19 protein-coding genes are annotated in these 24,353 nt (G+C 46.6%); 18 read left to right on the top strand and 1 reads right to left on the bottom strand.

Translation table 11 applies throughout. From position 1 onward, the window contains the following. Positions 1-376: 376 nt before the first annotated feature. The 18 genes from G493_RS0112810 to G493_RS0112890 all read left to right on the top strand — a co-directional run bounded on the left by G493_RS0112810 (position 377) and on the right by G493_RS0112890 (position 22,259). Complete coding sequence (locus tag G493_RS0112810) at positions 377-1,435, top strand: hypothetical protein (protein WP_028580718.1); 1,059 nt, start codon at positions 377-379, stop codon at positions 1,433-1,435. Positions 1,436-1,760: 325 nt separating this feature from the next. Next, positions 1,761-2,762 (top strand): DUF6976 family protein, encoded by a 1,002-nt coding sequence (locus G493_RS0112815; protein ID WP_028580719.1) that lies wholly within the window; start codon positions 1,761-1,763, stop codon positions 2,760-2,762. Between the two features lie 449 nt (positions 2,763-3,211). Continuing rightward, positions 3,212-5,695: a helix-turn-helix domain-containing protein gene (locus G493_RS0112820; RefSeq protein ID WP_028580720.1), complete on the top strand. Its 2,484-nt coding sequence runs from the start codon at positions 3,212-3,214 to the stop codon at positions 5,693-5,695. A gap of 153 nt (positions 5,696-5,848) precedes the next feature. Then, positions 5,849-7,906, top strand: coding sequence for a PAS domain S-box protein (locus G493_RS32185; RefSeq protein WP_051309280.1), 2,058 nt, complete (start codon positions 5,849-5,851; stop codon positions 7,904-7,906). Continuing rightward, positions 7,903-8,688, top strand: a complete 786-nt coding sequence (locus tag G493_RS0112830) for a PAS domain-containing protein (RefSeq protein WP_028580721.1) — start codon at positions 7,903-7,905, stop codon at positions 8,686-8,688. The genes G493_RS32185 and G493_RS0112830 overlap by 4 nt, the downstream gene beginning before the upstream one ends. Continuing rightward, on the top strand, positions 8,681-10,501 hold the full coding sequence (locus tag G493_RS0112835; RefSeq protein ID WP_028580722.1) for a sigma-54 dependent transcriptional regulator: 1,821 nt from the start codon (positions 8,681-8,683) through the stop codon (positions 10,499-10,501). The genes G493_RS0112830 and G493_RS0112835 overlap by 8 nt, the downstream gene beginning before the upstream one ends. Before the next feature lie 564 nt (positions 10,502-11,065). After that, positions 11,066-12,874, top strand: coding sequence for an ATP-dependent zinc metalloprotease FtsH (gene ftsH / locus G493_RS29125; RefSeq protein WP_035274408.1), 1,809 nt, complete (start codon positions 11,066-11,068; stop codon positions 12,872-12,874). Between the two features lie 52 nt (positions 12,875-12,926). Further along, the gene (locus tag G493_RS29130) at positions 12,927-13,451 is read left to right on the top strand and encodes a cytochrome c3 family protein (protein WP_051309281.1); all 525 of its coding nucleotides are present in this window, start codon (positions 12,927-12,929) and stop codon (positions 13,449-13,451) included. A gap of 36 nt (positions 13,452-13,487) precedes the next feature. Then, complete coding sequence (locus G493_RS0112850) at positions 13,488-14,414, top strand: 4Fe-4S dicluster domain-containing protein (RefSeq protein ID WP_028580723.1); 927 nt, start codon at positions 13,488-13,490, stop codon at positions 14,412-14,414. 2 nt (positions 14,415-14,416) lie between these two features. Then, a complete protein-coding gene (locus G493_RS0112855) occupies positions 14,417-15,670 on the top strand; it encodes a polysulfide reductase NrfD family protein (protein ID WP_028580724.1) in 1,254 nt (417 codons plus the stop codon). A gap of 66 nt (positions 15,671-15,736) precedes the next feature. Next, complete coding sequence (locus G493_RS0112860) at positions 15,737-17,209, top strand: hypothetical protein (protein ID WP_028580725.1); 1,473 nt, start codon at positions 15,737-15,739, stop codon at positions 17,207-17,209. 240 nt (positions 17,210-17,449) lie between these two features. Beyond that, positions 17,450-17,644: a hypothetical protein gene (locus G493_RS0112865; RefSeq protein WP_028580726.1), complete on the top strand. Its 195-nt coding sequence runs from the start codon at positions 17,450-17,452 to the stop codon at positions 17,642-17,644. 55 nt (positions 17,645-17,699) lie between these two features. After that, complete coding sequence (locus tag G493_RS0112870; protein WP_028580727.1) at positions 17,700-18,002, top strand: hypothetical protein; 303 nt, start codon at positions 17,700-17,702, stop codon at positions 18,000-18,002. A gap of 793 nt (positions 18,003-18,795) precedes the next feature. Beyond that, a complete protein-coding gene (locus G493_RS0112875; protein WP_028580728.1) occupies positions 18,796-19,074 on the top strand; it encodes a hypothetical protein in 279 nt (92 codons plus the stop codon). Then, complete coding sequence (locus tag G493_RS0112880; protein WP_028580729.1) at positions 19,071-19,757, top strand: CPBP family glutamic-type intramembrane protease; 687 nt, start codon at positions 19,071-19,073, stop codon at positions 19,755-19,757. Before G493_RS0112875 ends, G493_RS0112880 begins: the two co-directional genes overlap by 4 nt. 288 nt (positions 19,758-20,045) lie before the next feature. Continuing rightward, positions 20,046-21,323, top strand: coding sequence for a double-cubane-cluster-containing anaerobic reductase (locus tag G493_RS0112885; protein ID WP_028580730.1), 1,278 nt, complete (start codon positions 20,046-20,048; stop codon positions 21,321-21,323). A gap of 91 nt (positions 21,324-21,414) precedes the next feature. Beyond that, positions 21,415-21,603 (top strand): hypothetical protein, encoded by a 189-nt coding sequence (locus G493_RS33405; RefSeq protein WP_153306508.1) that lies wholly within the window; start codon positions 21,415-21,417, stop codon positions 21,601-21,603. A 20-nt stretch (positions 21,604-21,623) separates the two neighbouring features. Continuing rightward, positions 21,624-22,259 carry a GNAT family N-acetyltransferase gene (locus G493_RS0112890; RefSeq protein WP_028580731.1) on the top strand — a complete coding sequence of 212 codons (636 nt, stop codon included), beginning with the start codon at positions 21,624-21,626 and terminating at the stop codon, positions 22,257-22,259. Positions 22,260-22,384: 125 nt separating this feature from the next. Here the strand turns inward: G493_RS0112890 and G493_RS0112895 are convergent, their stop codons facing one another. Continuing rightward, positions 22,385-24,316: a hypothetical protein gene (locus G493_RS0112895; protein WP_028580732.1), complete on the bottom strand. Its 1,932-nt coding sequence runs from the start codon at positions 24,314-24,316 to the stop codon at positions 22,385-22,387. Positions 24,317-24,353 lie beyond the last annotated feature (37 nt).

Raw genomic sequence — 24,353 nt, forward strand, 5'->3', positions numbered from 1 at the left:
CAGAACCGGACCGAAACAGCCCAGACCTCCCAAAGAAACAGGGTATCTCACAACCCTATCTCTTCTAAAATATCAAATAGTTACTCAATATCCAACAAAAAAAGAATAGTTCCCTAAACTTCGTATCAATTTTTTTGATGAATAAGTCTTGTAAAACTGTTAAGAACACTATACACTGACTAGCGGTTATATGTGGAGATCTACAAGATGGGAAAGCGTAAGCGGAAACAAAGAACTTCCATACAACAACTTACAGACTGCAGATACATCGACACCTTTGCTGGCAATACATGTTCCAGGCACACCAAAGTTCTACGAGCTTCGGTCCGAACATGTTCCGGTGTCTCCTCTCAATTGCCACAGGAAAGACACGTCTATGCAACACATTGACTTCTTAACGCAATTTATTGCTATTCAGAATCCCTGGAAGATACTTGAAACGACCACCAGTCAGGCAGGCAAGCGACTTGACATTTTAGTCTGGTTTGCCCCTTCCATACAGAAAAATCTTTTTGGCGTTTCCGATATACAGGAAGAATCTGAAGCATGCTCCCCAGCCTCCTGCCCTCACTGCGGCACCATGCTTCCCGAATACGCCCCGAACAAGACAATCTGCCTGAGACATCTCCCTCTCCTGGGATTTGCGACCTACATGCACGTGCCTGCTCCCAATATCATCCACTCACCTGATCCGAACTGTGTCTGCATGAAGCAATGGCATGCACCGCATTCCAAATATACCAAAGAGATGGCAGCTCACATTACAGATACCCTGCAAGCCATAAAAGACTACGCCTCTACAGCAAAATTGCTGGACATCGCGGAACAGGAATTACGGGAAACATTCCAGGAAACTCTCGACACACGGAAAGCCAGTTCTCAAAAAGATGATATGTCCCAGATCCATGTTAAAAGCCGTTTTCGCATTCCAGATGTAGGACATCCCGGATGGCAGCGTCTCATAAATGGAGATTTGACCATAGCTACCAGTTCCGTTGCATTGCAGATGCTCCTTCAGCGTGTGCGAAACAAGCATGAAATTTCACCGGGCATTGAAAGTGGTATATCCGGGGCGAAAGCGCTCCATGATTTTTTTTACAAAAACAAAAAACTTCTAGATCATGAACTTGAACAACTCACAGCCGGCCAAACCTGGACAGAGGTGCGAGTTGCAGTATCGAGGAAACCTGCTCAGGATAAAGATCTGCCACAGGAATCCGAACCCGTCTGGCAGGCTCTGGTTTCTGGAAATATGCAGTTGCAAACCCATATGGTTGGACTGCAGATGATTATGCAACAGGCGTATAAGTCTGTGCAAATGGATGTGAGCGATCAGAATAAACAAAAAACCATCCAAACCCTTCGACATTTTTTCATAAAACACAAAAAACGTCTTAAGAAAGAAATAACGCAATTACAGCATTATTCAGCATAAGCAGGTTACCTTTTACTGCCGACCATGCCACAAGAACAACAATTTGATATACGATAAGAGTCATGCCTGCCCTTGGTTCCCCGATTTCAACAGGGAAGCGTATCTATAGCAGAGAAAAGCCCACACACCAACGGATCTTTCTCCAATGCTTGCTTAAGAACAACAGCTCAGTAACAGGGTATCAATTCATAACTCACAAATCTTCTGTGTATAACCGGCCAGGTTGCCCCAGATTACCCCTCTATAGATAAACCATAAGAGCCTGGGCTATGGCACACGAATTTTTACGGCCAAAGACCATGCTTATTAGTAAGGAGCATACATAATGTCAGATATTCTTTCACCTCAACTCTACTCTGTTGAAGAAACCATCGCAGCGATTGAAAAAGGAAAAATTCTCTTCCTCAGCGGAGATGAACATGTTCTGAAGCAACTGCCCAAAGGAAGATGGATTGGGGGGACCAGTCCCTACTTTATGACACCGGAAGGTGGAAAGACATCCAGAGACATGATCTTCATACATGAGCTTGACCAATCCCATGTGGAAAAAGTCCAGATCAAATTATATAATACGTCAACGATACATCACATTACCCGCGACGCACCTGAAAATGGTTTTACCCTGCTCCTGATCCCTGCACTTACAGATATTCTGCTTCAGTATGCCCAGAGAGCACCCGAATATGAAGATATGTTTATCAAACCTGTTATTGGCTGGGTGGCAGGTATTCATCCTGACGATATTCACCAGACAGTTCCAAAGATTTTCAATGGAGGAACAGGAGAAAATTTCAGCGACCAGGCAGTTGTCATGCATGTTACCCTGAATGAGAACACCGCTGCCACCATTGGTATCATCAATATTCAGGAACAGGGTGAAGGCGACACTTTTACATTCAGAGAAACTGGATTCTCCTGCAAAACAGTTCTGGTGAATGGCATAGAGCAGAATTTTGCAAACTACCTCGCGGAAAAACAAATAAATATTCAGCAGCCTCTGGTTGCCGATTATTCCGGAGCAAGCATCAATGTCTCTTTTCAGGGGATTGATACACAATCACAGACAGTCTCTTTCTACGCTCCGGTCTTCAGTGGTGTTGAATACAAACTGGCAAAACCAGTGGATGACTATATCAGTGCTTTTTCCCGCGCCCTGCCAGAAATGGAGAACACGGTGATATTCAGCTGCAATTGTCTTCTGAACTACCTGTACTCGGATCTGGAGGGAAAACAGATAGCTCCCATGTTCGGGCCCATAACATTCGGAGAAATCGCCTACCAGTTATTAAATCAGACCTTGGTTTATCTGGCCATAGAAGAATTTTGAGCTTTTCTCTCCTGCCTGTGCCTGTCCATACATGAGGATTTTTGCTCAAGTTTAGGGTCGCGGGAAATAATAAATATCCAAAAATTGCATAAAATATCGGTTTGGTAACGTTGGCGCGTTAAAGGTTCCATACTGCCCGTATTAAGCCATTGGCGCGACGACACTACCGAGTTGAGAGACAAGCAAGATTGGATAATGTATTTTTTCCGTGACCCATAAAAAAGCATAGTCTCCGAAAAGAGTATTTATGCAAAGGCACTGGCTAACCCGTCACATCCCACTGACGGTGAAGGGTTTCCCGTGCACACCATTTCCCCCCGGCCTGAACCTATCGAAAAAGTCATGAGAAATGCGGGGTTGCCTCATTCTGCCCTGGAAAGTATATTCCTAATACATCCAGGCTGAACAACTGCTTTACAAACTAACAATCGCATTTCGAGTTTACATACATGTCCCTTTCCCCAGCTGAAAACCACGAACTTTACATGGTCGAGCAGTTCGCTCAATTCACAGACCAGCATATTTTCCTTACCGGACGGGCTGGAACGGGTAAAACTACGTTTCTACATAACCTGAAAAAGCAAACCGACAAACGGTTGATTATTACTGCACCAACAGGCGTAGCTGCCATCAACGCAGGCGGTGTAACCCTGCATTCTTTTTTTCAATTACCCTTTGGCCCCTGCATTCCGGACAGCAACACACAGACATACCAGCACCGTTTCAGCAAAGAAAAGAGAAACATCATCAAAAATCTCGATCTACTTGTTATAGATGAAATCAGTATGGTGCGAGCGGATGTTCTGGATGGCGTAGACAGGGTACTGAGAAGGTATCGCCGAAATGAAACGCCCTTTGGTGGAGTACAATTACTCATGATCGGAGATTTGCACCAGCTTTCTCCGGTGGTGAAGGATTCTGAAAAAGGAATTCTTGAACAGTATTACCAAACACCATTTTTTTTCAGCAGCCTTGCCCTGCAAAAAACACATGTCATCCCCATAGAACTCCTGCGCATCTACCGCCAGTCGGATAACCATTTCATCGATCTCCTGAATCGCATTCGGGACAATAACCTGGACGCAGCATCCCTGGAGGCACTGAACACTCGTTATGATGCGCATTTCACAGCCGAAGAAAATGCTGGATATATCTATCTCTGCACCCACAACAACAGTGCACGTTCAATCAATACCGACCGGTTAAAGGAGCTCCCGGGCAAATCCTATTATTTTGATGCCGAGGTGGACGGCCAGTTCCCTGAACACACCTACCCGACGCCAGGATCTCTGGAACTCAAACTCGGGGCACAAGTGATGTTCATCCGCAACGACAACTCCCCTGAAAAACGATATTTTAATGGTAAAATTGGCAAAGTTACCGGTATAAACAGCAAAACCATTGAGGTGACATGCAAGGATCACCCATATCCCATAGAGGTAGAAAGCTCCCAATGGGATAATATCGATTACAAAATGGATGAAGAACAGGGCGAGATACAACAAAAAGTGATAGGAACCTTTAAACAGTACCCGTTAAAGCTTGCCTGGGCCATTACCGTTCACAAGAGTCAGGGGCTCACCTTTGACAAAGCGATCATTGACCTGCAGTCAGCATTTGCCCACGGTCAGGTCTATGTAGCCCTCAGCCGTTGTCGATCTCTTGAGGGGATCGTTCTTTCAAGCCCGTTGACTGCATCTGGGTTACACAGTGATCGCACCATACAACGTTTTCTTTCAGAAAATCAGAAAAAAAAGCCCGATCTGGCAGCACTGCAGAGGGCAAAAATAGAATACCAGCAGCGTTTGCTCCTCTCCTGCTTTACATTTCTTAGCCTTCAATCCCGCCTGGGCAGCCTGATGACGCTGATATTACGCAATGCCGCTGTGGTCAGTTTTCAGGGGGCTGAAGAAATTCAGCCACTTTTCAGCTCTGTTCAAAAAGATATCTGCACTGTTGGTGAAAATTTTAAACGACAGCTGAATGGATTGTTCCAACAGGATATGCTCCCAGGGGATGATCCTGTTATTCAGGAGCGATTAACCAAGGCTTCCGCCTATTTTAGTGAACGCTTTCAAACAGGCCTACTGCCATTTCTCTCTGCTTTTCAATTTGACACGGACAGTAAGGAAATACGTAAAAATCTAAAAAATGCAGTAGAGACCCTTGAAGAAGAAACCGCCATCAAACTTGCAGCTGTACGCTCCTGCAAAAACGGTTTCATTCCCAGCAAGTACCTTCGCGCTATCTCCACTGCCTGCCCGGAAAAAAAGAAAACTCCTGTGACATCAGACAGTGATTTTCATGAAGAGGATGTGAAGCATACCGACCTGCTGCAGCAACTTAAAAAATGGCGTACGCAAAAGGCCCAGGAAAAGAATGTACCTCCGTATCAGATATTGCATCTCAAAGTTCTTGTACAGGTTGCCATATTTCTGCCCGGAAACGAGCAGGAGCTTAAAAGGATAAAAGGTATCGGCAAACGTCTCTGTGAACGATATGGTCAGGAGCTGTTATCCATGGTAGCAGAATATCGTAAAAGCCATGACATTCAGGACGAAGAATCGACGCCTTCCGATAGTGCACAGCCAGGCGAGCCTTCTCCTGCTCAGCAGAAACAAGGGAACACCCGAGACATTACCCTGGAGCTTTTTAGACAAGGTCTGACCATGGAACAGATAGCAGAAAAACGAGGTTTGGTGCCCAATACCATTGCAGGACACCTGGCTTTTGAGGTGGAAAAGGGAGAAGTCAGCATAAACGATCTTATACCTGACTCCAAACGAGATTACCTGGAGCAATTTTTGGAGAATCTTCAGGAAAAAGAGCTGGGGGAAATTAAAGAACTGGCTGGTGAGGACTATTCTTACGGTGAGATCAAATTAATGCTTGCCCACCTCAAATTTCAAAAAATCAAGGGAAATACAGCTTAACGCCATTCTTCCACAAACAATTGGCCCATTTGATGCTACACTAGCAGGCAAAGACCACATTTCTGTGTCACGCACCACATAAACGTTGGAAAAAGTGTAGCACGCAACAGTGTCTTGCAACACTTGTGCTGCATTTCACTATCAAGGGCCGCTATGATCACATCGGAATCAGAACATACAGATCGTATTGCCTTGCTTGAACATCGCTGCCACCTGCTCAGGCGCATGAACGAGTTCAAGGTACACTACCGTTTCAACCAGGATGAGCTCTATATCCTGCAGCAATGTTGCAAAATTTTAATTCAGGATCTGGAGTTCTGCCTGTTATGGATCGGCAAACGGGCACTGGAAGATGAAAACACCTTAGTACCCCTGGTGGCAGTCTGTAACAGTGACGACGATGACACCTGCCTTCGTGAAATCACCCAGGTTCTTGAGGAAAAAGAATATCGCCCGCCTGCTGTACGGGTTATGACCACAGGATCTCCACAACTCTTTGGTCCCCGCGATCTCGAACAGTTTCCAAGCCCCACACTGCAACGGCTTGCCAAGGCGAACAACACTGCTTCCATCGGTGCCTGGCCCCTGGTCTCCAACGGACGGGAGTATGGGGTTCTCACCATTTATTCAACCAATCCCCATGCTTTTCAAGGTGCCGAGTTAGATTTTGTCTCCAACATACTGGCAGACATCTCGCTGACCATGTATCTGGACGAGACAGCCAAACGACTCAACCAACAACGTGATTTCAATGCTGAAATCATCGACACTGTACAGGCCCTGCTTGTTTCTTTAATGCCCTGCGGCAATATCCTGTCGTTCAATCAGAAGGCCCAGGAAATAACAGGCTATACCGAAGATGAGGTGAAAGGAAAATATTGGGTCGATGTCCTCATAGCACCTGAAAAACGCAAGCAAAGCCAGGTTCAGTTTTCCGATCTCTTAAAAGCTGCCAGCTCCGACATGAACTTTCAGACAGAGATTCTGACCAAGCATGGCGAAAAACGGATCATAAGCTGGCATGGTTCAATCCAGTCAAATCTGGGCAAAGGGCAGGTCGGCCTGGTTTTGTTCGGGCAGGACATTACCAGCACTGTAAGCGCAGAACGGGATAGAGAAAACGCGCTGGCAAAGTGGAACAACATCTTTAATTCCATGATGGACCCGGCCCTTGTAGTTTCGGAACACGGCATCATCCTCGACGTTAATACATCCACCTGCGTTGCCGCCAAAAAACCAAGAGAACAGATTCTTTACCAGAGTGTCTGCGACATTCTCCACGGCGGACGCTCCCCCGGTGCGGTCTGTCCCCTGGAAACACTGCTCAAGGATAGCAGAAATAGAACATTTGAGACCGAACTCAAAGGATTGCAGGGAAATTATATGATGACAGTCTCCCCACTCGCATCCTACGCTGGGCAATCCGGCGCCTCTCTTCTGCTGGCCAGGGATTTGACCGAAGAACAGCTCATGAAGGCAGAAGCACTTCGCGCCGCGCAACTGGCATCTGTCGGCGAACTTGCAGCTGGTGTGGCTCACGAAATCAATAATCCCATTAACGGGATCATCAATTATGCCCAGATTCTCATCGATAACCAGCCAGATAAAGGCGACAGGCATTTTCTCAGGTGCATAATCAAGGAAGGAAAACGAATAGCTGGAATCACCCGCAAGCTTCTCGATTTCTCGCGAAAGGTGGAAGACGCACCGGAGCCGATTACCATCCAGCCACTTGTCAGTAATTGCATAGACCTGATACAGCATCAGCTTTCCATGGATGGTATTGAACTGGCACTGAACTTTGATCCCGACCTGCCGCTTATACACTGTAATCCCCACCAGTTACAGCAGGTACTGCTCAACATATTCAGTAATGCCAGGCACGCGGTAAATGAAAAGTTTGCAGGCAATATAACAGAAACCAAAAACGTCATACTGGAGGCCAAGCCAAAACAGATAGATAACCGGCAATACGTTCGCTTGACCATCACCGATAACGGCACAGGAATTAAACATGAGATTATCGACCGGGTAATGGATCCTTTTTTCTCTACCAAACCCCACGGCCAAGGAACAGGTCTGGGCCTGAGTATCAGTCAGAGTCTTGTTCAAGAAAATGGAGGATTCCTGCGAATACACAGTGAACTGGGTGCATATACCTCGGTACAGATTGACCTCCCGGTTTCAGGACATGAAGGAGAATTGGCATGACCCTGCAGTCAAAAATTGTTACCCAAACCGGCCTGGCTTTCGGCCTGACCATTATCATGATTTTTTATCTGATCCACCACCAGGGCAGTCACCATGCAGCAAGTTCTCTCTCCTATCCCCTTCTCGGAATAACCTTGCTGGCAATCCTGTTTGCGGTGGTAGTAATTCTCATGCAATCTGTTTTCCGCATGGCAGAACAGGAAGCAGCAAGGGCTGAAAAGGATCTTGAGGCGTTAACCAGATCACTTAAAGAAACCACAACTGACCTGGAAAACCATGTGGAGCGGCGTACGTTTGAAATCTCTGTCGCCAATGCATCACTGAACCGGGAAATTGCAGAACGCATTCAGGCCGAAGCTGAGATGAAAAAGGTACAAAGGCAAATGGAGCTCATTCTTGAATCTGCCGGGGACGGAATTTTTGGTCTGGACGCGGACGGAAATGTCACGTTTATGAACAGGGCTGCCTCCAACATGCTGGGCTGGAGCGCAGAAGAGCTAATAGGAAAATCCCATCATGATCTTGTGCATCACAGTTATACTGATGGTTCCCGCTATCCGGTTGATTCATGCCCCATAAGTCAGGCCTATCTAGACGGTAAGGTGCATGTCGGTGCAGACGAAATATTCTGGACCAGAGATGGGAAAGGATTTCCCGTTGAATATATCAGCACTCCCATTATAGAACAGAAAAAATTCACAGGCGCTGTTGTTGTTTTTCGGGAAGTACATAATGGACGTGATCACAAAGCAGCAAACAGGACAGGAGTAATCCATGAATGACGACAGCACCTCCAGCCAACATAGTATTCTAGTAGTAGATGACGAAGAAAGCCTCAGGAATACGTTTCAGTTTTTTCTGAAAAAACAGGGCTATTCCCCGGTTATCACGGCATCGACCTTTATCGAGGCAATGGAAGCCATCTCTCACCATTGCTTTGATCTCATAATCAGCGATATAGTACTTGGCGGACAATCGGGAATTGATTTTCTCCGTTCCATTCGTGACCAGGGGGTCAGCTGCCCGGTTGTCATGATAACCGGGTATCCGAATGTCGATACTGCATCAGAAGCTGTTCGTCTCGGAGCCTTTGACTATATTCCAAAACCTGTTGAAAAGGAGACGCTGCTCAAAACAGCCAGACTGGCTCTCCAGCAATGGGAGCTGCAGAACGAGCGGATACGAGTTGAAGAAGAAAAAGAACGTTATCGCGTTTTCCTTGAAACGGTCTTTAAAAGTGTCACTGATGGAATTGTAACCCTTGACTCCAATCTGCAGGCCATGGACATGAATCCGGCAGCACGCCTGCTTTTCAGCCAACTTTACAAAGATACTGTTGATCATCACATTATACTGCACCTCTGTGGTCTGGCTGATTTTCAGCCCTTAAAAAACGATCTTCTCAGAGTATTGAAAACCGGTGTGGAAGTGTCGGAACATCGGCTGGAATGTCAGACCATCGGGCAGCAGAAAAAAATTCTGAGCATCTGCACATCACCATTAAAAGGTGATGCAGCATCCTCCGACGGACTGGTTCTGGTCATTCGAGATATGACCAACCCCACAGATACCCCCTCATCTCCTCGCACAAGATTCCATAGCTATATCGGAAAAAGCGATGCAATGCAGGCAGTGTATACCATGATTGAAAATGTCGGCAGGGTGGATCTGACAGTATTGATTACCGGGGAATCAGGGACCGGCAAGGAACTGGCAGCAGAAGCCCTGCATAACGAAAGCAGACGCAAAAACAAGCAATTGATAAAGGTTGACTGTACAGCCATCCCGGAAAACCTCCTGGAAAGCGAACTCTTCGGGCATCGTAAAGGTTCGTTTACCGGGGCTGACAGAGATCGGATGGGAAGAATTCTCCAGGCCGATGGAGGCACGCTGTTTCTCGATGAAATCGGAGATATCTCTCCTATGATGCAACTCAGACTCCTGCGATTTCTTCAGGAGAGCACCTTTTATCCTGTGGGTCAGGACACCCCCATAAAGGTGGATGTACGTGTGATTGGCGCCACCAATGTAGACCTCAAGGAAAAAGTCAGTAAGGGTGAATTTAGAGAAGACCTGTACTTTCGACTCAGGGTAATAGATGTCATGCTCCCGCCTTTGCGAGAACGTGACGGCGATATCGACCTGCTTGCATCTCATTTCATTGAACGTACAGCCAACAGTATAGGCAAAAGCATCAATGGCCTTTCAGCACAGGCGCAGAAAACCCTTCGCCAATATCCCTGGCCAGGTAATGTCAGAGAACTGCAGCATGCCATGGAGCGAGCCTGCGTTCTTTGCAATGGACCAACTATTTCAACGGATGAACTCCCACCGGAAATTCTCAACTATAATCCTGTCAAAACAGAAATTTCCATGCAAAAAGAAGAACAGCCTGTAGCCAGCCCTTCTGTTCCTCTCACAAATACGCAACCTCCCGTGGAACAACATGTTCCCATGGAGGTGCGTATCATTGAAACCTTGAAAAAAACCGGAGGCAATAAAGCCAAGGCTGCGCGGCTCTTGAACATTGACCGTACGACTTTATATCGGAAAATAAAGGAATTTAATCTGGATTTATCTTCCCTCGACCTTTAGCCCGAAAGAAGCAATCACGTAAGGTCAGTGGGAAAAATACGTTATCCGATCTTGTAGGTATCTCAACACCTTCTCCTTGCTGCTTCAATGGTTCCATACCGGTCGTTTGCTCCATTGATACAGCAGGGAGAATCAGCCGATATCCTGTGAATCCTTTGGTGAGGTATTGCTTTCCGCGCTCCTGGCGGTTTACATCATTCCAACTGAGACGCCACACTATCGTTGCAACACACCTGTGGTAAAACCACAGGTGTGTTGCAATATTCTGCAATCCTCCGTCTCTTCTCCTAGATCCCTCCACGAAGAACCAATTGTATATATTTTCCATCTTTTTCAACTGGTTAGCCGATCGCGATGAAACATTCGCTTATTTCCGGCATACAGACCCGGCAATAACAACACTCTAAAAAACACCTTAATTCAGAAAGATACCCAAACACCCAGTCAATGTTACTGATGTGTGGCATTGCCTGTGCAATTCAAAAGGAAACGAATGAATACGTATTCATTCTTCTCCCTTAGGTTAATACATGGAGCATATGCTGCATCAGCAGCAAGAGCACAATGAAAAATAGTATTCAATTTGGCCTGTTTATCCTGACATTTTCTGTATTGCTCTTGATTGGTTACAATATCTATCTCCGCGAAATAACGCCTCCAGAACAAAAGTATACTGATTTATTGCACGAACTGGAAAACAAACGAATTCTCAGTGTTCATTTTAAAGGAGGATGGGCTACCACCAAGGACGAATATGGAAGGACTTACCGAACCTATGTTCCTGATCTGCAAACACTCATTCCCCAACTGATAAGCAAAAACATTACACTCTCTGCTGAGCCTGATCAGGAAGCCGGAACAGCGGCATTCATGAAATACGTATTGCTGGCCATGCTTGTCTTTGGCGGCTGGCTCCTGTTCAGCAACAGATCTGGAAAAAAATTACCCTTTGCCGAGAACACCAGGAGCAAACGTTTTTCACCTGTTACCACCGACACAGTGACGTTTGAAGATGTGGAGGGAATTGCAGAGGCAAAGCTTGAATTACAGGAAATCGTCCAGTTTCTGAAAAATCCTGAAAAATATCGGGAAATAGGCGCCAGAATTCCCAGGGGGGTTCTCCTGCAGGGGTCACCAGGAACAGGAAAAACCCTCCTTGCCAAGGCAATTGCCGGTGAAGCTGATGTTGCTTTTTTTTCCCTTGGCGGCTCGGATTTTGTTGAAATGTTTGTCGGTGTGGGGGCTTCAAGGGTGCGAGAGCTTTTCGATGAAGCCAAACACAGTGCACCCTGTATCATATTCATCGACGAAATAGATGCTATTGGGGGCAGACGCAGTGGCGGTACCTCCAGTGGAGCCAGCGATGAACGGGAACAAACCCTCAATGCCCTGCTTGTTGCAATGGACGGATTCTCATCAGGGGAGACAATCATTGTCGTAGCAGCCACCAACAGACCTGAAATTCTTGATCCAGCCCTGCTGAGACCCGGCCGATTTGACAGACAGATAACCATTCCGGTACCGGACGTTAAAGGGCGCATCAAAATTCTTGCAGTACATACGCAAAAAATTCGCATGGCACCGGATGTAGACTTGCCTTCCCTTGCCCGCTCTATCCCTGGTTTCAGTGGAGCTGAAATCGCAAATCTTGTCAATGAAGCTGCCCTCATGGCAGCACGCCATGACAAAAATCTGGTGGAAATGGCTGATTTTGAAGAAGCAAAAGACAAAATCATCATGGGGCTGGAGCGCAAGAGCGTTGTCGTCAGTGAACAGGACCGGCGGGTCACGGCCTACCATGAGGCTGGCCATGCCATAGTCGGCATGATACTCCCAGACACCGACCCCATTCACAAAATCACGATCATTCCCCGGGGAAGGGCCATGGGGATGACCCAGCAACTTCCCCTGGATGATCGCAATACCTATTCCCTGGAATACCTCCTCGCCCGAATCAAAACCCTCATGGGAGGACGTGTCGCCGAGGCCCTGGTGTTCCATCGTCTGACCACAGGAGCCAGCAACGATATTTTGGTGGCAACACAAATCGCCCAGAAAATAGTCTGCGAATGGGGCATGAGTGAAACCATGGGTCCCATAGCATACGGTCCCCAGGAAAACAGGCAGGCGCCCCTCTCCGAACTTAGCGAACAGACCAGTCAGGCAATTGACCGGGAAATACAGCATATCATCACAGAATGTTACGAAGAAACAACAGCCATACTGACAAAGCACAATAAATTTCTCCATAAATTCGCAGAGGCTCTTCTTCTCAACGAAACCCTGGACGCGGAAGAGGCCGACATTGTGTACCGACATTATGTTCGAGAGCGCGAGATGGAACGAAAACTCTCTGGTGTAAGGAGTGAGTAACCGTCACGCTCTATTTATATTCTTTTATGGATTTTCAGCAGGAGGATTAACAATGCACCTACTTACCAAAGGAGCATGGGCTGCACTTTTTGTGCTGTTCATTGCATCCTATGCACCGACTAACAGCTGCGCAATGGAAGCCGGGGATGCCCCGGAAAGCGTGGAAATCGATTCGTTATCAGAACTCTACGAACCCGTGCAGTTCGATCACGCAATGCACCTGGACATAGCAGAATGCCAGGATTGTCATCATCACACCACCGGCCAGAAACCGAATGATGATAATTGCCTGCGTTGCCACGAAAACAGCGGAGAAGCCGACTCGATCTCCTGTGCCGATTGTCACGCTGCGGATCGATTTTCTCCCCAGGACCTTGCTGCACGCGAGGGAGGGCGCATCTATCACATTGATAAACCCGGTCTCAAGGGAGCATATCACCTCAATTGTATCAGCTGCCATGAGGAAAATGGCGCGCCCACCGGTTGCCAGGACTGTCATGCCATGACCGATAAAGGAAAAGAGGTATTTCAGACCAGCATTGTTCCACCTGCAGACGGGCATCATGAACATGAGTAAGAACATCAAAAAGACTCTCTACAGTGGTGATAGATTATGAAAAAAGCAGTAAGCCGTAGAAAATTTCTTAAAGGCGGACTGGCGGGATCAGCCGCACTGTCGCTGACAACAGCGAAACGAAGTGAAGCAAAATCTTTTGAAGGATATCCGGATGCCATGGGTGTATTGGTAGACCTGTCTCGCTGTGTTGGCTGCCGAAGCTGTGAAGCAGCCTGTAACAAAGAGCAAGGGTTGCCGGCACCGGAAAAGCCATTCAACGACTATTCGGTTTTTGACGAAATACACCATGGCCAGAAACGACGTACCGATGAAACCCGATACACAGTGGTTAACAAGTACGAAGTGCCGGGCATGGACCACCCTCTTTTTCGGAAAATTCAATGTAACCATTGCCAGGAACCTGCCTGTCTCACCTCGTGTTTTGTCAATGCCTACACAAAGACGCCGGAAGGTGCGGTGATTTATAACCCAAAAGTTTGTGTTGGATGCCGGACCTGTATGATAGCCTGCCCCTTTTATATACCGACTTTCAGGTATTCCAGCGCCTTCAACCCCCGTATCATGAAATGCATATTCTGTTACGATACCAGACTTCAATACGGTAAACCTCCTGCATGTGTTGAAGCCTGCCCCCAGGAAGCACTGACGTTTGGAAAGCGCGAAGACCTCATCAATATCGGCAGACAGCGTATACGCGAAAACAAGGGACAGTATGTCAGCCATATTTACGGCGAACACGAAGCAGGGGGAACATCATGGATGTATCTCTCACCGGTTGACTTTGACGAAGTTGGTTTTGATACCAAAGTGCCTAAGGAACCTATCCTGAATTTCGTCAAGGATTTTCTCTCCATCGTGCCCATGGTGCTCACCATCTGGCCTGCCCTTTTTGCAGGAATCCACCTGCTGGCCACACGCAAAGATGCCATAAAAACAAAGGAAGAAACCAAGGGGGATAAGTAACAATGAAAACAATTGCCCAGGAATCCCAGGAGATTCCAATTAATGACCACGTTCAAACCGACGGTACGCGCTGGAAAATAAAAGAAAAACTTTTCCTCGGCCTCAGCAAGGAGGAATACAAGGCTCAGGCCATGCGTAATCCGGTCAACTGGGTTCTGTTTATCATCTTTCTCGTAGGCCTGCCTCTACTCGCAACCCGCTATCTCGGCGGTCTGGATACGGTTACCCATTCTTCCAATGATTACCCCTGGGGTCTGTTTCTTGGTTTCGGACTTTTTGGCATGGTCCCGCTTTCCGCTTCAGGATTCCTGCTTGGTACCACCGTTGAGATCTTTGGACGCAAAGATTTTGTACCCATTGAACGCCTTGCGCTGCTGAATGGCTTACTTGGCTACTTCTTTGCAGTGATTTATCTGGAAGTTGACCTGGGTATGCCATGGCGTCTCCCCTACCCCATGTTTGTGTCCCTTGGACCAGCAGCAGTCCTTTTTCTGGTGGCCTGGCATGTGGCCACGTACCTTTCTGTGCAGATAGCCGAGGTTGCGCCCTCACTGTTTGAATGGATGGGCTGGTTAAAAGCAAAACGTTTCATCAAGTCAATTACCATCGGCCTGACAATTGCCGGTATTATTCTCTCTACCCTACACCAGGGTGCGTTGGGAGCCCTGTTTTGCTATGCACCGACCAAAGTGCATCCACTCTGGCTTTCTACCAATTTTATGTGGATTCACTTTTTCTGCTCTGCAATCTTCGCAGGTCTTTCCATGGTTATCGTGGTTTCCACGCTGTGTAAATATTTCATGCGCTGGCGCTGTGATGAACGGTTTCTCAATGCTGTAGACCCACTGACCGTTGCCCTGGGCAAAGGATGTGCCTATGCTCTCATCACTTACCTGGTTATCAAGATTGTCGGTATCGCCCATGACAACGAGTGGGAATACCTGCTGACCGACTGGGGATTTTACTACACACTCGAACTTGGTCTTGGTGCGCTACTGCCACTGATTCTGTTTACAGTTGGCGTGAAGTATGGTTGGCCCAATGTGGTAAGAACTGCAGCTGTTATCACAGTGATAGGCGTAGTCATGAACAGACTCAATACATCTCTCATCAGCTTTAACTGGAATCTATACCAGGAGATACCGCGCTGGCAGGAAATATGGATCACTGTTACCATTTTTGCGGTGTACTTTATTACCTACCGCTTCATTCTGTACCGCCTTCCAATTCTCTATGAATGGAAAGGAGAAAAATAAACCCTTATCCTCAGCCTGGCCGGATATCTACCGGCCGGGCATTTTCTTTTTTTGCAGGAGTAAATCGTGCAGGATCCAATACAACGCTCATGGTTGCAGAAATGGTTTCTGACCCGCCCCATTCACAGTATTTTTACCTATGCCAACCTGACCATTCTTCTTCTCCTTATCGGAACTTCATTCCTCGGAGTTCGACAGTACTTACACTACCAACGCTGTTCTTCCATGGTTTCGGAAAGCGACAGCCTCAACTTTCAATTCAATACACTTCAGCAATACCTCTCAACTGCACTCATAGAAGGCAAGAAGTTTGACCTGGATAGAATAACCAAAGAATCGCAGCAGCTGACTCGACAAGCCGGCATGTTGCAACAAAACGTTCTGGTTCCTGATTCTTTCAAGGCGTATCTCATTTCAGAACAAAAAATGACCCAACTTCTTGTGCGGCTTCATGAGATACAGGACAGTAAAAAATGGAGCCCCCAACAGATTGCCGGGGTCATCAGCCAGTTGAACGGCATGGCAGCGGACTTACAGCAATTCCGCCTGCAACTCAATGAATATACACAAAATATCATATCTGGATTACACAAGGTCATAATTGGATTTCTGGGACTATTCGTAGGCCTGAGCTGTATGCTGCTCTTCAGTTTGAATCAAAGCATTGCTCACCCACTCCTGTCCCTGGCATACAGGGTACACACTCAAGTTCAGGTCAATCCTCCAGAACAAAAGGAAAAGCCATCACTCACCATGCAGACCCTGTTAGATGAAACAGAACAGCTGCTGGAGCATTCAGTGCATACAGAAATTGCTTCTTCACGGCTTATTCCCAATCAGAACCAATATCTTGCCATAGCTCGGGGATCAATTTTTCTTCATGCGGAACACGCACTGACCAATCTCACCAATGGTATTCTCAACTATACCCAGCAACTGATTGATCTGGAACCAGACATGGACGCAGATATGCAGCATACGATTCTCAAATCCCTTCGCAAAGAAGAAGAGAGGTTAGCCACATTGGTTCGCTGTCTGAGAAAGTGTACTGGAACCAACAAGGGAAAGCTTCTGCCCGTTGCCTTTACAGACTTCATTGAAAACCTGAGACTCACTGTAACCAAAACCATGGCCGCTCAGGGCGTTCAACTGTATATTCAAGCAGATCCGTTGCTCATATCCGAGTTTCCCCCCTTAAATGGTATCAGCCTGCTCATATGCATGACACTCCTCGAAGGTGGTCGATTATGTGTACAGGATGATGCAGATCCTGAAAACAGATGGATTCGCCTCACTGTGGAAAGATCTGATCAAGGTGAGGCAATCCTGCGTTTCAGCAATGGTGCTGATGACTGGCATGCCTGCAATAATCTCGATGCAACACTGTGGCCAGACCGCACACTCTGTAAAGCATGGATACAGGAGCAGGGGGGAACACTTTCACTGCCCACCCCTTCTGACACCAACGGGAATATAACCTTGCGATTATCCGCACTTTATCCCAATAAGCCTACACACCAAGACCTGCGTGCAACATAACCGCAGCATCGTGCAACACCTCTTTGCAATAATCCCACACAACTGCAGATCAACCTGTTGCACACATCACTTCTGTAGCGCAATCATTTGTCCGCAACATTTGGAGTTTCACCATATTTACCTTGAAAAAACAACACATTACAGACAAAGCAGCAGCTATCCTTTTTTGACAACAAGCTGGCACCATTGATGCAATTATTACTGCAAAGATAATAAATGCATCAATTCAAGGAGGACACCATGACTATTCAAGTTCTGAAAAAACAAGATGCAAAGGTAGATATTGGACATGAGACTTCAAAATTTTCCCTGACAATTGTCATGGCAATGGCTGCTTTAGTCAGCATATGGGCAGTTGCCTGTCTATTTGGAGGTCTTATGAGCGGAGGTGTTGGTACAATAATAAAAGGATATATCACTGCAGTTTTCGGATAAACATCAACCCATTCATGGGACAATTATACACTATTGTAGCAAGGAGGAATACACCATGGCTAAAGTAACATCGGGAAAAACATCCAGTGGCATCATACTTGTTATCGCATCACTGGTTCTCTTTTGGGTATCTGCGGCATTCTTTGGTGCACTGCATCATTTGGATTGGCAGGTCGGAGAACTGCTGCGACAGTATATGGTTGCTACAGGTATGATCAAACCGATGCACACCCTTGTTGACTTTTATACCCATATTAAAGGCATAGAATACCTCATCTGTGTAGCATTTTTTGTAGCCTTCCCAGTATTCGTGAAATATATCAACCACGAAAAGAGACCAGCAAAAGTAACTGCCTAATCTCTCTCCCCAACCCCGTTAACGAGCATGTGAGTTAACGGGGTATTTTTTCATCACACCAAAAACACCGGCACAACCCGATACCTGCAATCATTTCCCCGTGTCCGCTCAAGCAAAGCCCTTTGCTGTATAGTTGCTGCCTGTCGACAAATGTACTTTTGGAGTCTCGCTCCGCCCTTACCTCACCACTTTTTGCGTCATACTCAAATTTTTGTAACTGATACCAGTATTGTTACCCCTGTGATCAGTTACAAATCTTTTTCTTGAAAGTAAAGGTGAGCAAAAATCCACATTTACGGCCAGACACTCGTTGACGATTTGATAAGACAACCAGACAGGACACTGGCGAACAGTATCTTGTATATCTACTCAGCAGCCACCTTCAGGTTGCTCATATCATTCTACATGTTCCGCACAACGGATTACCAAAATAGTGTTGCGCTTGCGCCTGAAGACTTGTCACTGTGAAAAGGATACGATACCATAGCAACATGATTTCGTAGTTTGAACCCTTGAATCCGTGGCAGCTCATCCTTGCTCCCAAGGCGTTACATCCTATGATCAGATACAGAGCACTGTCGGTAATAAACAAAACAAACAGCCATATTTCCGCAATCAAGAATATATTTATTCAGTTTTCTGAAATATTCTTTGCAGAGCATTAGTGCCCCATGCACCATAAACAGATGGCAACCCACTGATGACACAACACTTTAACAACAACACCCCTAAAGGAACGTTTCTTGCAAAGCAATAGTTTCAGAAATATTTCTTAACAACAATAAGGATTAGCATGTCATCTCCAAAAGATAATAAACCACCTGAAATAGGGCCCTATGTATTCCCTGTAATACTTGCCACATTTGGACTCTGGTGCATGTATGACGGCTGGTTTACCGCAGCCCCAGAAATGCAGGAGCATATCCTGTTCAACCGCATTGCTGCCGGCTGCCTCATCCCCTGGGCAATAATTGATTTTTATCGTACCAGAAAACGCCTTGCAAAAGAGAAGGCAATCAACACCTCGGAAAGCACATCTAACCCAACAGCAGGGGATCAAACCCAACAATGATAGAAAATTGCAGGCTCCTGCTACCCTACGTTGCCCCGTATTTTTCATATGTTTGCGTAGCTTCTCTCCTGCATGACGCACTCCCCGTTGAGCTGAATTATGTCTTGCGGATAATTCTGGCCTCAGGATTCTTATACTGGGCCTGGGATTGGTATATCCCCCTCCACGAAACAGGAAAGAAAACCACATCAGTACTGTTTGGCCTGGCATATGGCACAGTAGGCTGTGCATTGTGGATTCTGCTACTTTCACCTTTTGTAAGCCCTGAAAATACCCCCCCCTGGAGCAACATCAGCATCATCATACGAATAGCAGCAGCAGGATTTTTGGTACCGGTGTTCGAAGAACTCATGGTACGGGGTTATGCCTTCCGCCTTGCGCTGCAGTGGGATACATGCAGAAAAGAAAAAGTTACAGATCCACTGTACACGACTCTCCACGAACGAAGCATTAACGATGTCGCGCCTGAAGCATGGTCCTGGCCAGCAGTATGCATTTCAACCGCTGTTTTTACGATCGGCCACGCTATTCCCGAATGGCCGGCAGCCGTTGCTTATGGGTTACTCATGTGCCACCTGATGATACAACGCAAAAACCTGCTTTCCTGCATTATTGCTCACGCCACCACCAATATTCTTCTGGCAGGATACGTATATCTGACCGGTTCATACCACCTCTGGTGAGATACAGACACCATCTGCATTATAACACACAGAGCTCCCGTCAATACCGCTATGCCTGACATTACGCCTGTTTTTTAGCAATTGCATGGCGCGAACACTCCCTGCAAACAGCAGGCTTTAACCTATACAAAAGCCACTAATCATCAAACATTTCTATTGGACTTATAGTGTGCCTATATAGTATATGCACCATCAATGTGAGGTTTTTACCGTCAGGAACCCACTCATTTTATCAAATCATGAGAAGGGCAGGCTGAGATCGGCTATCTTTACAAAAGGAATATACAAATGGCAGAAGACTACAGAGACATGTGGACAAAACTAGGCCTTAACCTTGAAGCGCACGATGCCCTTCTCCAGATTCTGGGCCAAGCATATGCTGATATCTATGTTTCTCAAAAAGAGAGACCCGAAGGCATGGCCTACTTCGATTTTGTTATGAGCGAGGTCCACGGACTACGCATCAAGGAGCTACTTGAAGAAAAGGCCTCGGGAAGAAAAATCATAGGGTCCTACTGTGTTTTTGTCCCCGAAGAAATTGCACTTGCCGCCAATGCCACACTTGTAGGTTTATGCTCCGGGGCTGACTTTGCCCTGGAAGAAGTTGAAAGACTCCTGCCAAGGAATACCTGCGCACTCATCAAATCATCTTTTGGTTTTAAACTCGGCAAAGTTTGCCCCTTTTTAGAAGCGGCTGACATGATTGTCGGCGAAAACACCTGTGACGGCAAAAAGAAAGCCTACGAGACCCTTGGACATCTGGTTAACAACCTGTATGTCATGGATCTACCTCAAATGAAAAGCCAGCTGGGCCGCAATTTGCTCAAGGCCGAATTCATCCGTTTCAAAGAGGCTGCGGAACAGCTTACAGGCACACCAGTGACAGCCGAATCCCTACGACAGGCCATTGATACTGTTAATGCCAAACGGGCTGCCCTTCATCGGTTATCTTCACTTCGCCATGCAGATCCTTCTCCGATCTCAGGCCTGGACGCCCTGCTCATCAATCAGGTCTCTTTTTACGACAATCCGGCTCGCTTTACAGAATCTGTCAATACAATGTGTGATGAACTCCAGCAACGAATTTCCGATCAGCATGGAGCGTTCCCCGCACAGGCGCCTCGAATTTTAATTTCCGGCTGCCCCCAGGCTGTCCCCAATTGGAAACTTCCTGCACTAGTAGAAAAATCCGGAGCAGTGATAGTGGGAGAAGAATCCTGTGTAGGCGAAAGAGGGACGAGAAACCTGGTAGACAACAGCAACACAACTGTTGACGAAATGATCGAGGCCCTTGTTGACCGCTACTTCCAGGTGGATTGCGCCATATTCACCCCAAACAGGGAACGCATTGACCATATCCTGGAAATGCAGAAAGCATACAAAGCTGACGGGGTCATTCATTACGGCCTGCAATTCTGCCAACCCTATCTCATGGAGTCCATTCCTGTAGAAAAGGCCCTGGAAGAACAAGGCATCCCATGCCTCCGCCTGGAAACCGACTATTCCATGGAAGATGCCGGGCAGCTTGAGACCAGAATCCAGGCATTTATTGAACAATTACAATAAAATAAAACAGAAAAATATACGACATGCAGGTATAGACCTGGGATCACGAAGCATTAAACTGGTTATAATCGATTCCAGGGAATAAAGGCCCATGCACATGTTGCATGGGTCTTATTCCTCCATGCACAGTCAATTCCTGATATTTTCAGCCTTGAGCTTTGCCGAAGAAAGCGAACAGGCAAGCAACTCTTACGGCCCGCACAGGGCGCGTATTTTGCATAAGCCCATACAGATAACCGATACCCTGACGTCCCTGATAGACAGTCAGCGTTTCTCTTAAAATGATCTGTTCAGGCCATCATGCAAAAAAATTTACTCACCAAAATATATCGCAAGGCTGTATATAAAAAAATACAACTTCCAGTCCTCATCTACGACCAGACCAGTAAACAAAGAAAATACAGACCTTCTCAAAAATATATTATCAAACAGCTTGATAAAAAAGACCTGGAACGGCTGGATCCCCATCTCGAAAAATACAAGAAGCCATATCAGGATTTTATAGATAGAGGTTGCGTATCTTTTGGCGCCATAAACCCGAAGGACAACCAGGTGATAGCCCTCATGTGCTCGGCTGGTGAGGATTTTTATGACAACTATTACCTGCAATATACATTCAGGCTCCAACCCCATCAAATATATATATTTGCAGGTGAAATCGCCCCTGCTTTTCGCCACACTGCTATTGCTATACTGACACTGAAAGCAACCTGGAATTACTGGCTTGAACAGGGAAAAACAGAAATGCTGGTCTCCATTGAAATCAACAACGCAGCTTCACTGCGTTTCCATTTTCACGTGGGATTCAGGGAAGTTGGAAAAATAATCAAACGACACAGGTTATTTGGCATTTCATGGAATAGCGTGAGTCACTATTCAGGAGAGTTACTCTCAAAATATCATAGACCTGCAACGCAGATGCAGTCTGTATCCTGATCTGCATTGCTCATGACCTTGTTTGAACAAGTGTATAACGACATGAAAGGATGGCGTTTACCAGCCCCGGGAAAAAATCACCACGTGGCCAGTACCCCTCATAATAGTCAAGGCTATCGCCTCAGCTACATTGGGGCTCGGCTCACACTCAATGCAAAGATTGTTTTTGCTTCCAGTGGCAGAGTATACAATGATCCATCTGGAACCACGGCCCGGGTATGCGTACCGTTTTCATTGACCATGAACAACGTTGCATCCTTATACAGAGAAGGCAAGTCAATGACCAGTGTATGCCCTCTGTCCGCCTTGTTTACGCCAAGAACCTGCAACCTGTCTTTTTGTGGCGACAAGGTGGCGAGCAAGTCGAGATCAGGGTGATTATGTTGAAGTTCCAATACCCACCTTCCCAGATGCTCATTCACAAAGGCCATGGCACGGGCCACTGGCTTCTCAATACATTGGTTTCCATCCAGAACGGCCAGCCCCTTGGGGTAGCCGGCATCATCGACCACCTTGAACCATATAAGCTGATCCAACTCTCCCGGCAGGCTGCTTTCAATTACAACACTTGTCCACCATAGTGCAGCAAAAAACGTATCATTTTCATAGCTGCTCAAGGAGCTGCCACTGGAAATATTTGTTTGCCCGATGATCAAAGCCGGCTCATCACGAAAATGCTCCCTGTTTCGACGAACCAACTCGCTGGCTTGCCTCACAGCTGCGGCATAGCGGGGAGTATCGATAAGGTCTCTAACCATCCATTCATGCCAGGATATAGCATCAACATATTCCCCATATTGCTGAACCAACCTTTCTGCCCAGTCAATGCCTTTCCTGTATACAGAACCTTCACGCATTGGCCCGTTAAGAAAACGAGAACTTTGCGGAACAGCCAGGCGGGTGTTGCGAATTTTTACACTGGAGTGAGACTTTATCCTGGAAGCTATATATTCAAAATCTTCAACATAGGCATCATAGCCAGGATAATTCAGATTCGGCTCATCTCCAATTGCGTAAAACGTCTGCTCCCTATTGGGATCTTCATTACGTGAAAGATATGTAATTGCTCCTTCCAGAGCCTTTTCCACAGAAGGAAAAACAGTTTCCCTGCCTGTTATCCCAAAAATTGCGTTATTGGCGGAGAGAGCAAATGTCTGCTGATACAAGCCCTGGTAATCCACAAAAGGTTTTGTTGAATCAGTGTAGTAATCAGTAAAAATATAGTGGTTGCCGGCCTGCATGTTCCACGAACTGACGACATCCACCACATACCTGGGGGGCGCAACAAACGGAAAAGCTGCACCAACAGCAGGTGTTGTACCGATAACATTTGCAAAAATCCGAGCACTGGATTCTGATGCCTGCAATCGCAAAGGAAAAAAATCTGCAACCCGTTGTGCAAAGAGGTTAGGTATGTCATCCAGCCAGAAAGATGCTTTCCCCTGCCCCAGCCAACCAAGTCGCCAAGTTTCGTCAACAGGCGATGCTGCTATCTTTTGCTTGTCGAATTGGCTGTAATGCACGTGTTCAGAGCAGTGAAGCATATGCTCATCACCTGCCGGAAGCGATGAAAAAGTAAAGTCACTGACAGCACCGTAAGATTTCGCAGCAAAAGAAAAAGATTTCCCCTGGGGTACTTGAAAAAACAACTCCCCCTGTGCTTGCAGCTGAGTGCTCTTGTGCACTTTTACTGGTTCATACATGCTCTGTACACCATCAGGAAGAGAGACGGTGATATTTCTAAAGTTGGCTCCGGTTACTTCTAATCTATAAATACCGGGAGCAGGGAGATCTATTGTCGTCTGCCCAGGGGTATTGCCGGCATTAAGCACTAATCGTTTGTTAAGGGTACCGTCAGGGTTCTGGAGATACACATGATCAACCTGAGCTTCTGAAATCCACACATCTTGCCAGCTCACAACAATTGATTCGTCTTCATCCAGGACGTTGAGATATATCACTCCATCACGAATGTCTTTCCAGACAACAGCGTATGCGGCTGTCAGGGGAATAAAAATTCCACAAAGAACAATTCCTGCATATCGAAACACCTTCATAGTTTTTCCTTTATAGGACTGATACCGCGTATCAGAC

The organism is Desulfogranum japonicum DSM 18378 (genome assembly GCF_000429945.1).
In the GTDB taxonomy this organism is placed as follows: Bacteria; Desulfobacterota; Desulfobulbia; order Desulfobulbales; family Desulfobulbaceae; genus Desulfogranum; species Desulfogranum japonicum.

Bases quoted from the DNA above. Each gene is read 5' to 3' on its own strand.
- G493_RS0112810 (WP_028580718.1), top strand. From the start codon at position 377: ATGCAACACATTGACTTCTTAACGCAATTTATTGCTATTCAGAATCCC.
- G493_RS0112815 (WP_028580719.1), top strand. From the start codon at position 1,761: ATGTCAGATATTCTTTCACCTCAACTCTACTCTGTTGAAGAAACCATC.
- G493_RS0112820 (WP_028580720.1), top strand. From the start codon at position 3,212: ATGTCCCTTTCCCCAGCTGAAAACCACGAACTTTACATGGTCGAGCAG.
- G493_RS32185 (WP_051309280.1), top strand. From the start codon at position 5,849: ATGATCACATCGGAATCAGAACATACAGATCGTATTGCCTTGCTTGAA.
- G493_RS0112830 (WP_028580721.1), top strand. From the start codon at position 7,903: ATGACCCTGCAGTCAAAAATTGTTACCCAAACCGGCCTGGCTTTCGGC.
- G493_RS0112835 (WP_028580722.1), top strand. From the start codon at position 8,681: ATGAATGACGACAGCACCTCCAGCCAACATAGTATTCTAGTAGTAGAT.
- ftsH (WP_035274408.1), top strand. From the start codon at position 11,066: ATGAAAAATAGTATTCAATTTGGCCTGTTTATCCTGACATTTTCTGTA.
- G493_RS29130 (WP_051309281.1), top strand. From the start codon at position 12,927: ATGCACCTACTTACCAAAGGAGCATGGGCTGCACTTTTTGTGCTGTTC.
- G493_RS0112850 (WP_028580723.1), top strand. From the start codon at position 13,488: ATGAAAAAAGCAGTAAGCCGTAGAAAATTTCTTAAAGGCGGACTGGCG.
- G493_RS0112855 (WP_028580724.1), top strand. From the start codon at position 14,417: ATGAAAACAATTGCCCAGGAATCCCAGGAGATTCCAATTAATGACCAC.
- G493_RS0112865 (WP_028580726.1), top strand. From the start codon at position 17,450: ATGACTATTCAAGTTCTGAAAAAACAAGATGCAAAGGTAGATATTGGA.
- G493_RS0112870 (WP_028580727.1), top strand. From the start codon at position 17,700: ATGGCTAAAGTAACATCGGGAAAAACATCCAGTGGCATCATACTTGTT.
- G493_RS0112875 (WP_028580728.1), top strand. From the start codon at position 18,796: ATGTCATCTCCAAAAGATAATAAACCACCTGAAATAGGGCCCTATGTA.
- G493_RS0112880 (WP_028580729.1), top strand. From the start codon at position 19,071: ATGATAGAAAATTGCAGGCTCCTGCTACCCTACGTTGCCCCGTATTTT.
- G493_RS0112885 (WP_028580730.1), top strand. From the start codon at position 20,046: ATGGCAGAAGACTACAGAGACATGTGGACAAAACTAGGCCTTAACCTT.
- G493_RS33405 (WP_153306508.1), top strand. From the start codon at position 21,415: ATGCACATGTTGCATGGGTCTTATTCCTCCATGCACAGTCAATTCCTG.
- G493_RS0112890 (WP_028580731.1), top strand. From the start codon at position 21,624: ATGCAAAAAAATTTACTCACCAAAATATATCGCAAGGCTGTATATAAA.
- G493_RS0112895 (WP_028580732.1), bottom strand. From the start codon at position 24,316: ATGAAGGTGTTTCGATATGCAGGAATTGTTCTTTGTGGAATTTTTATT.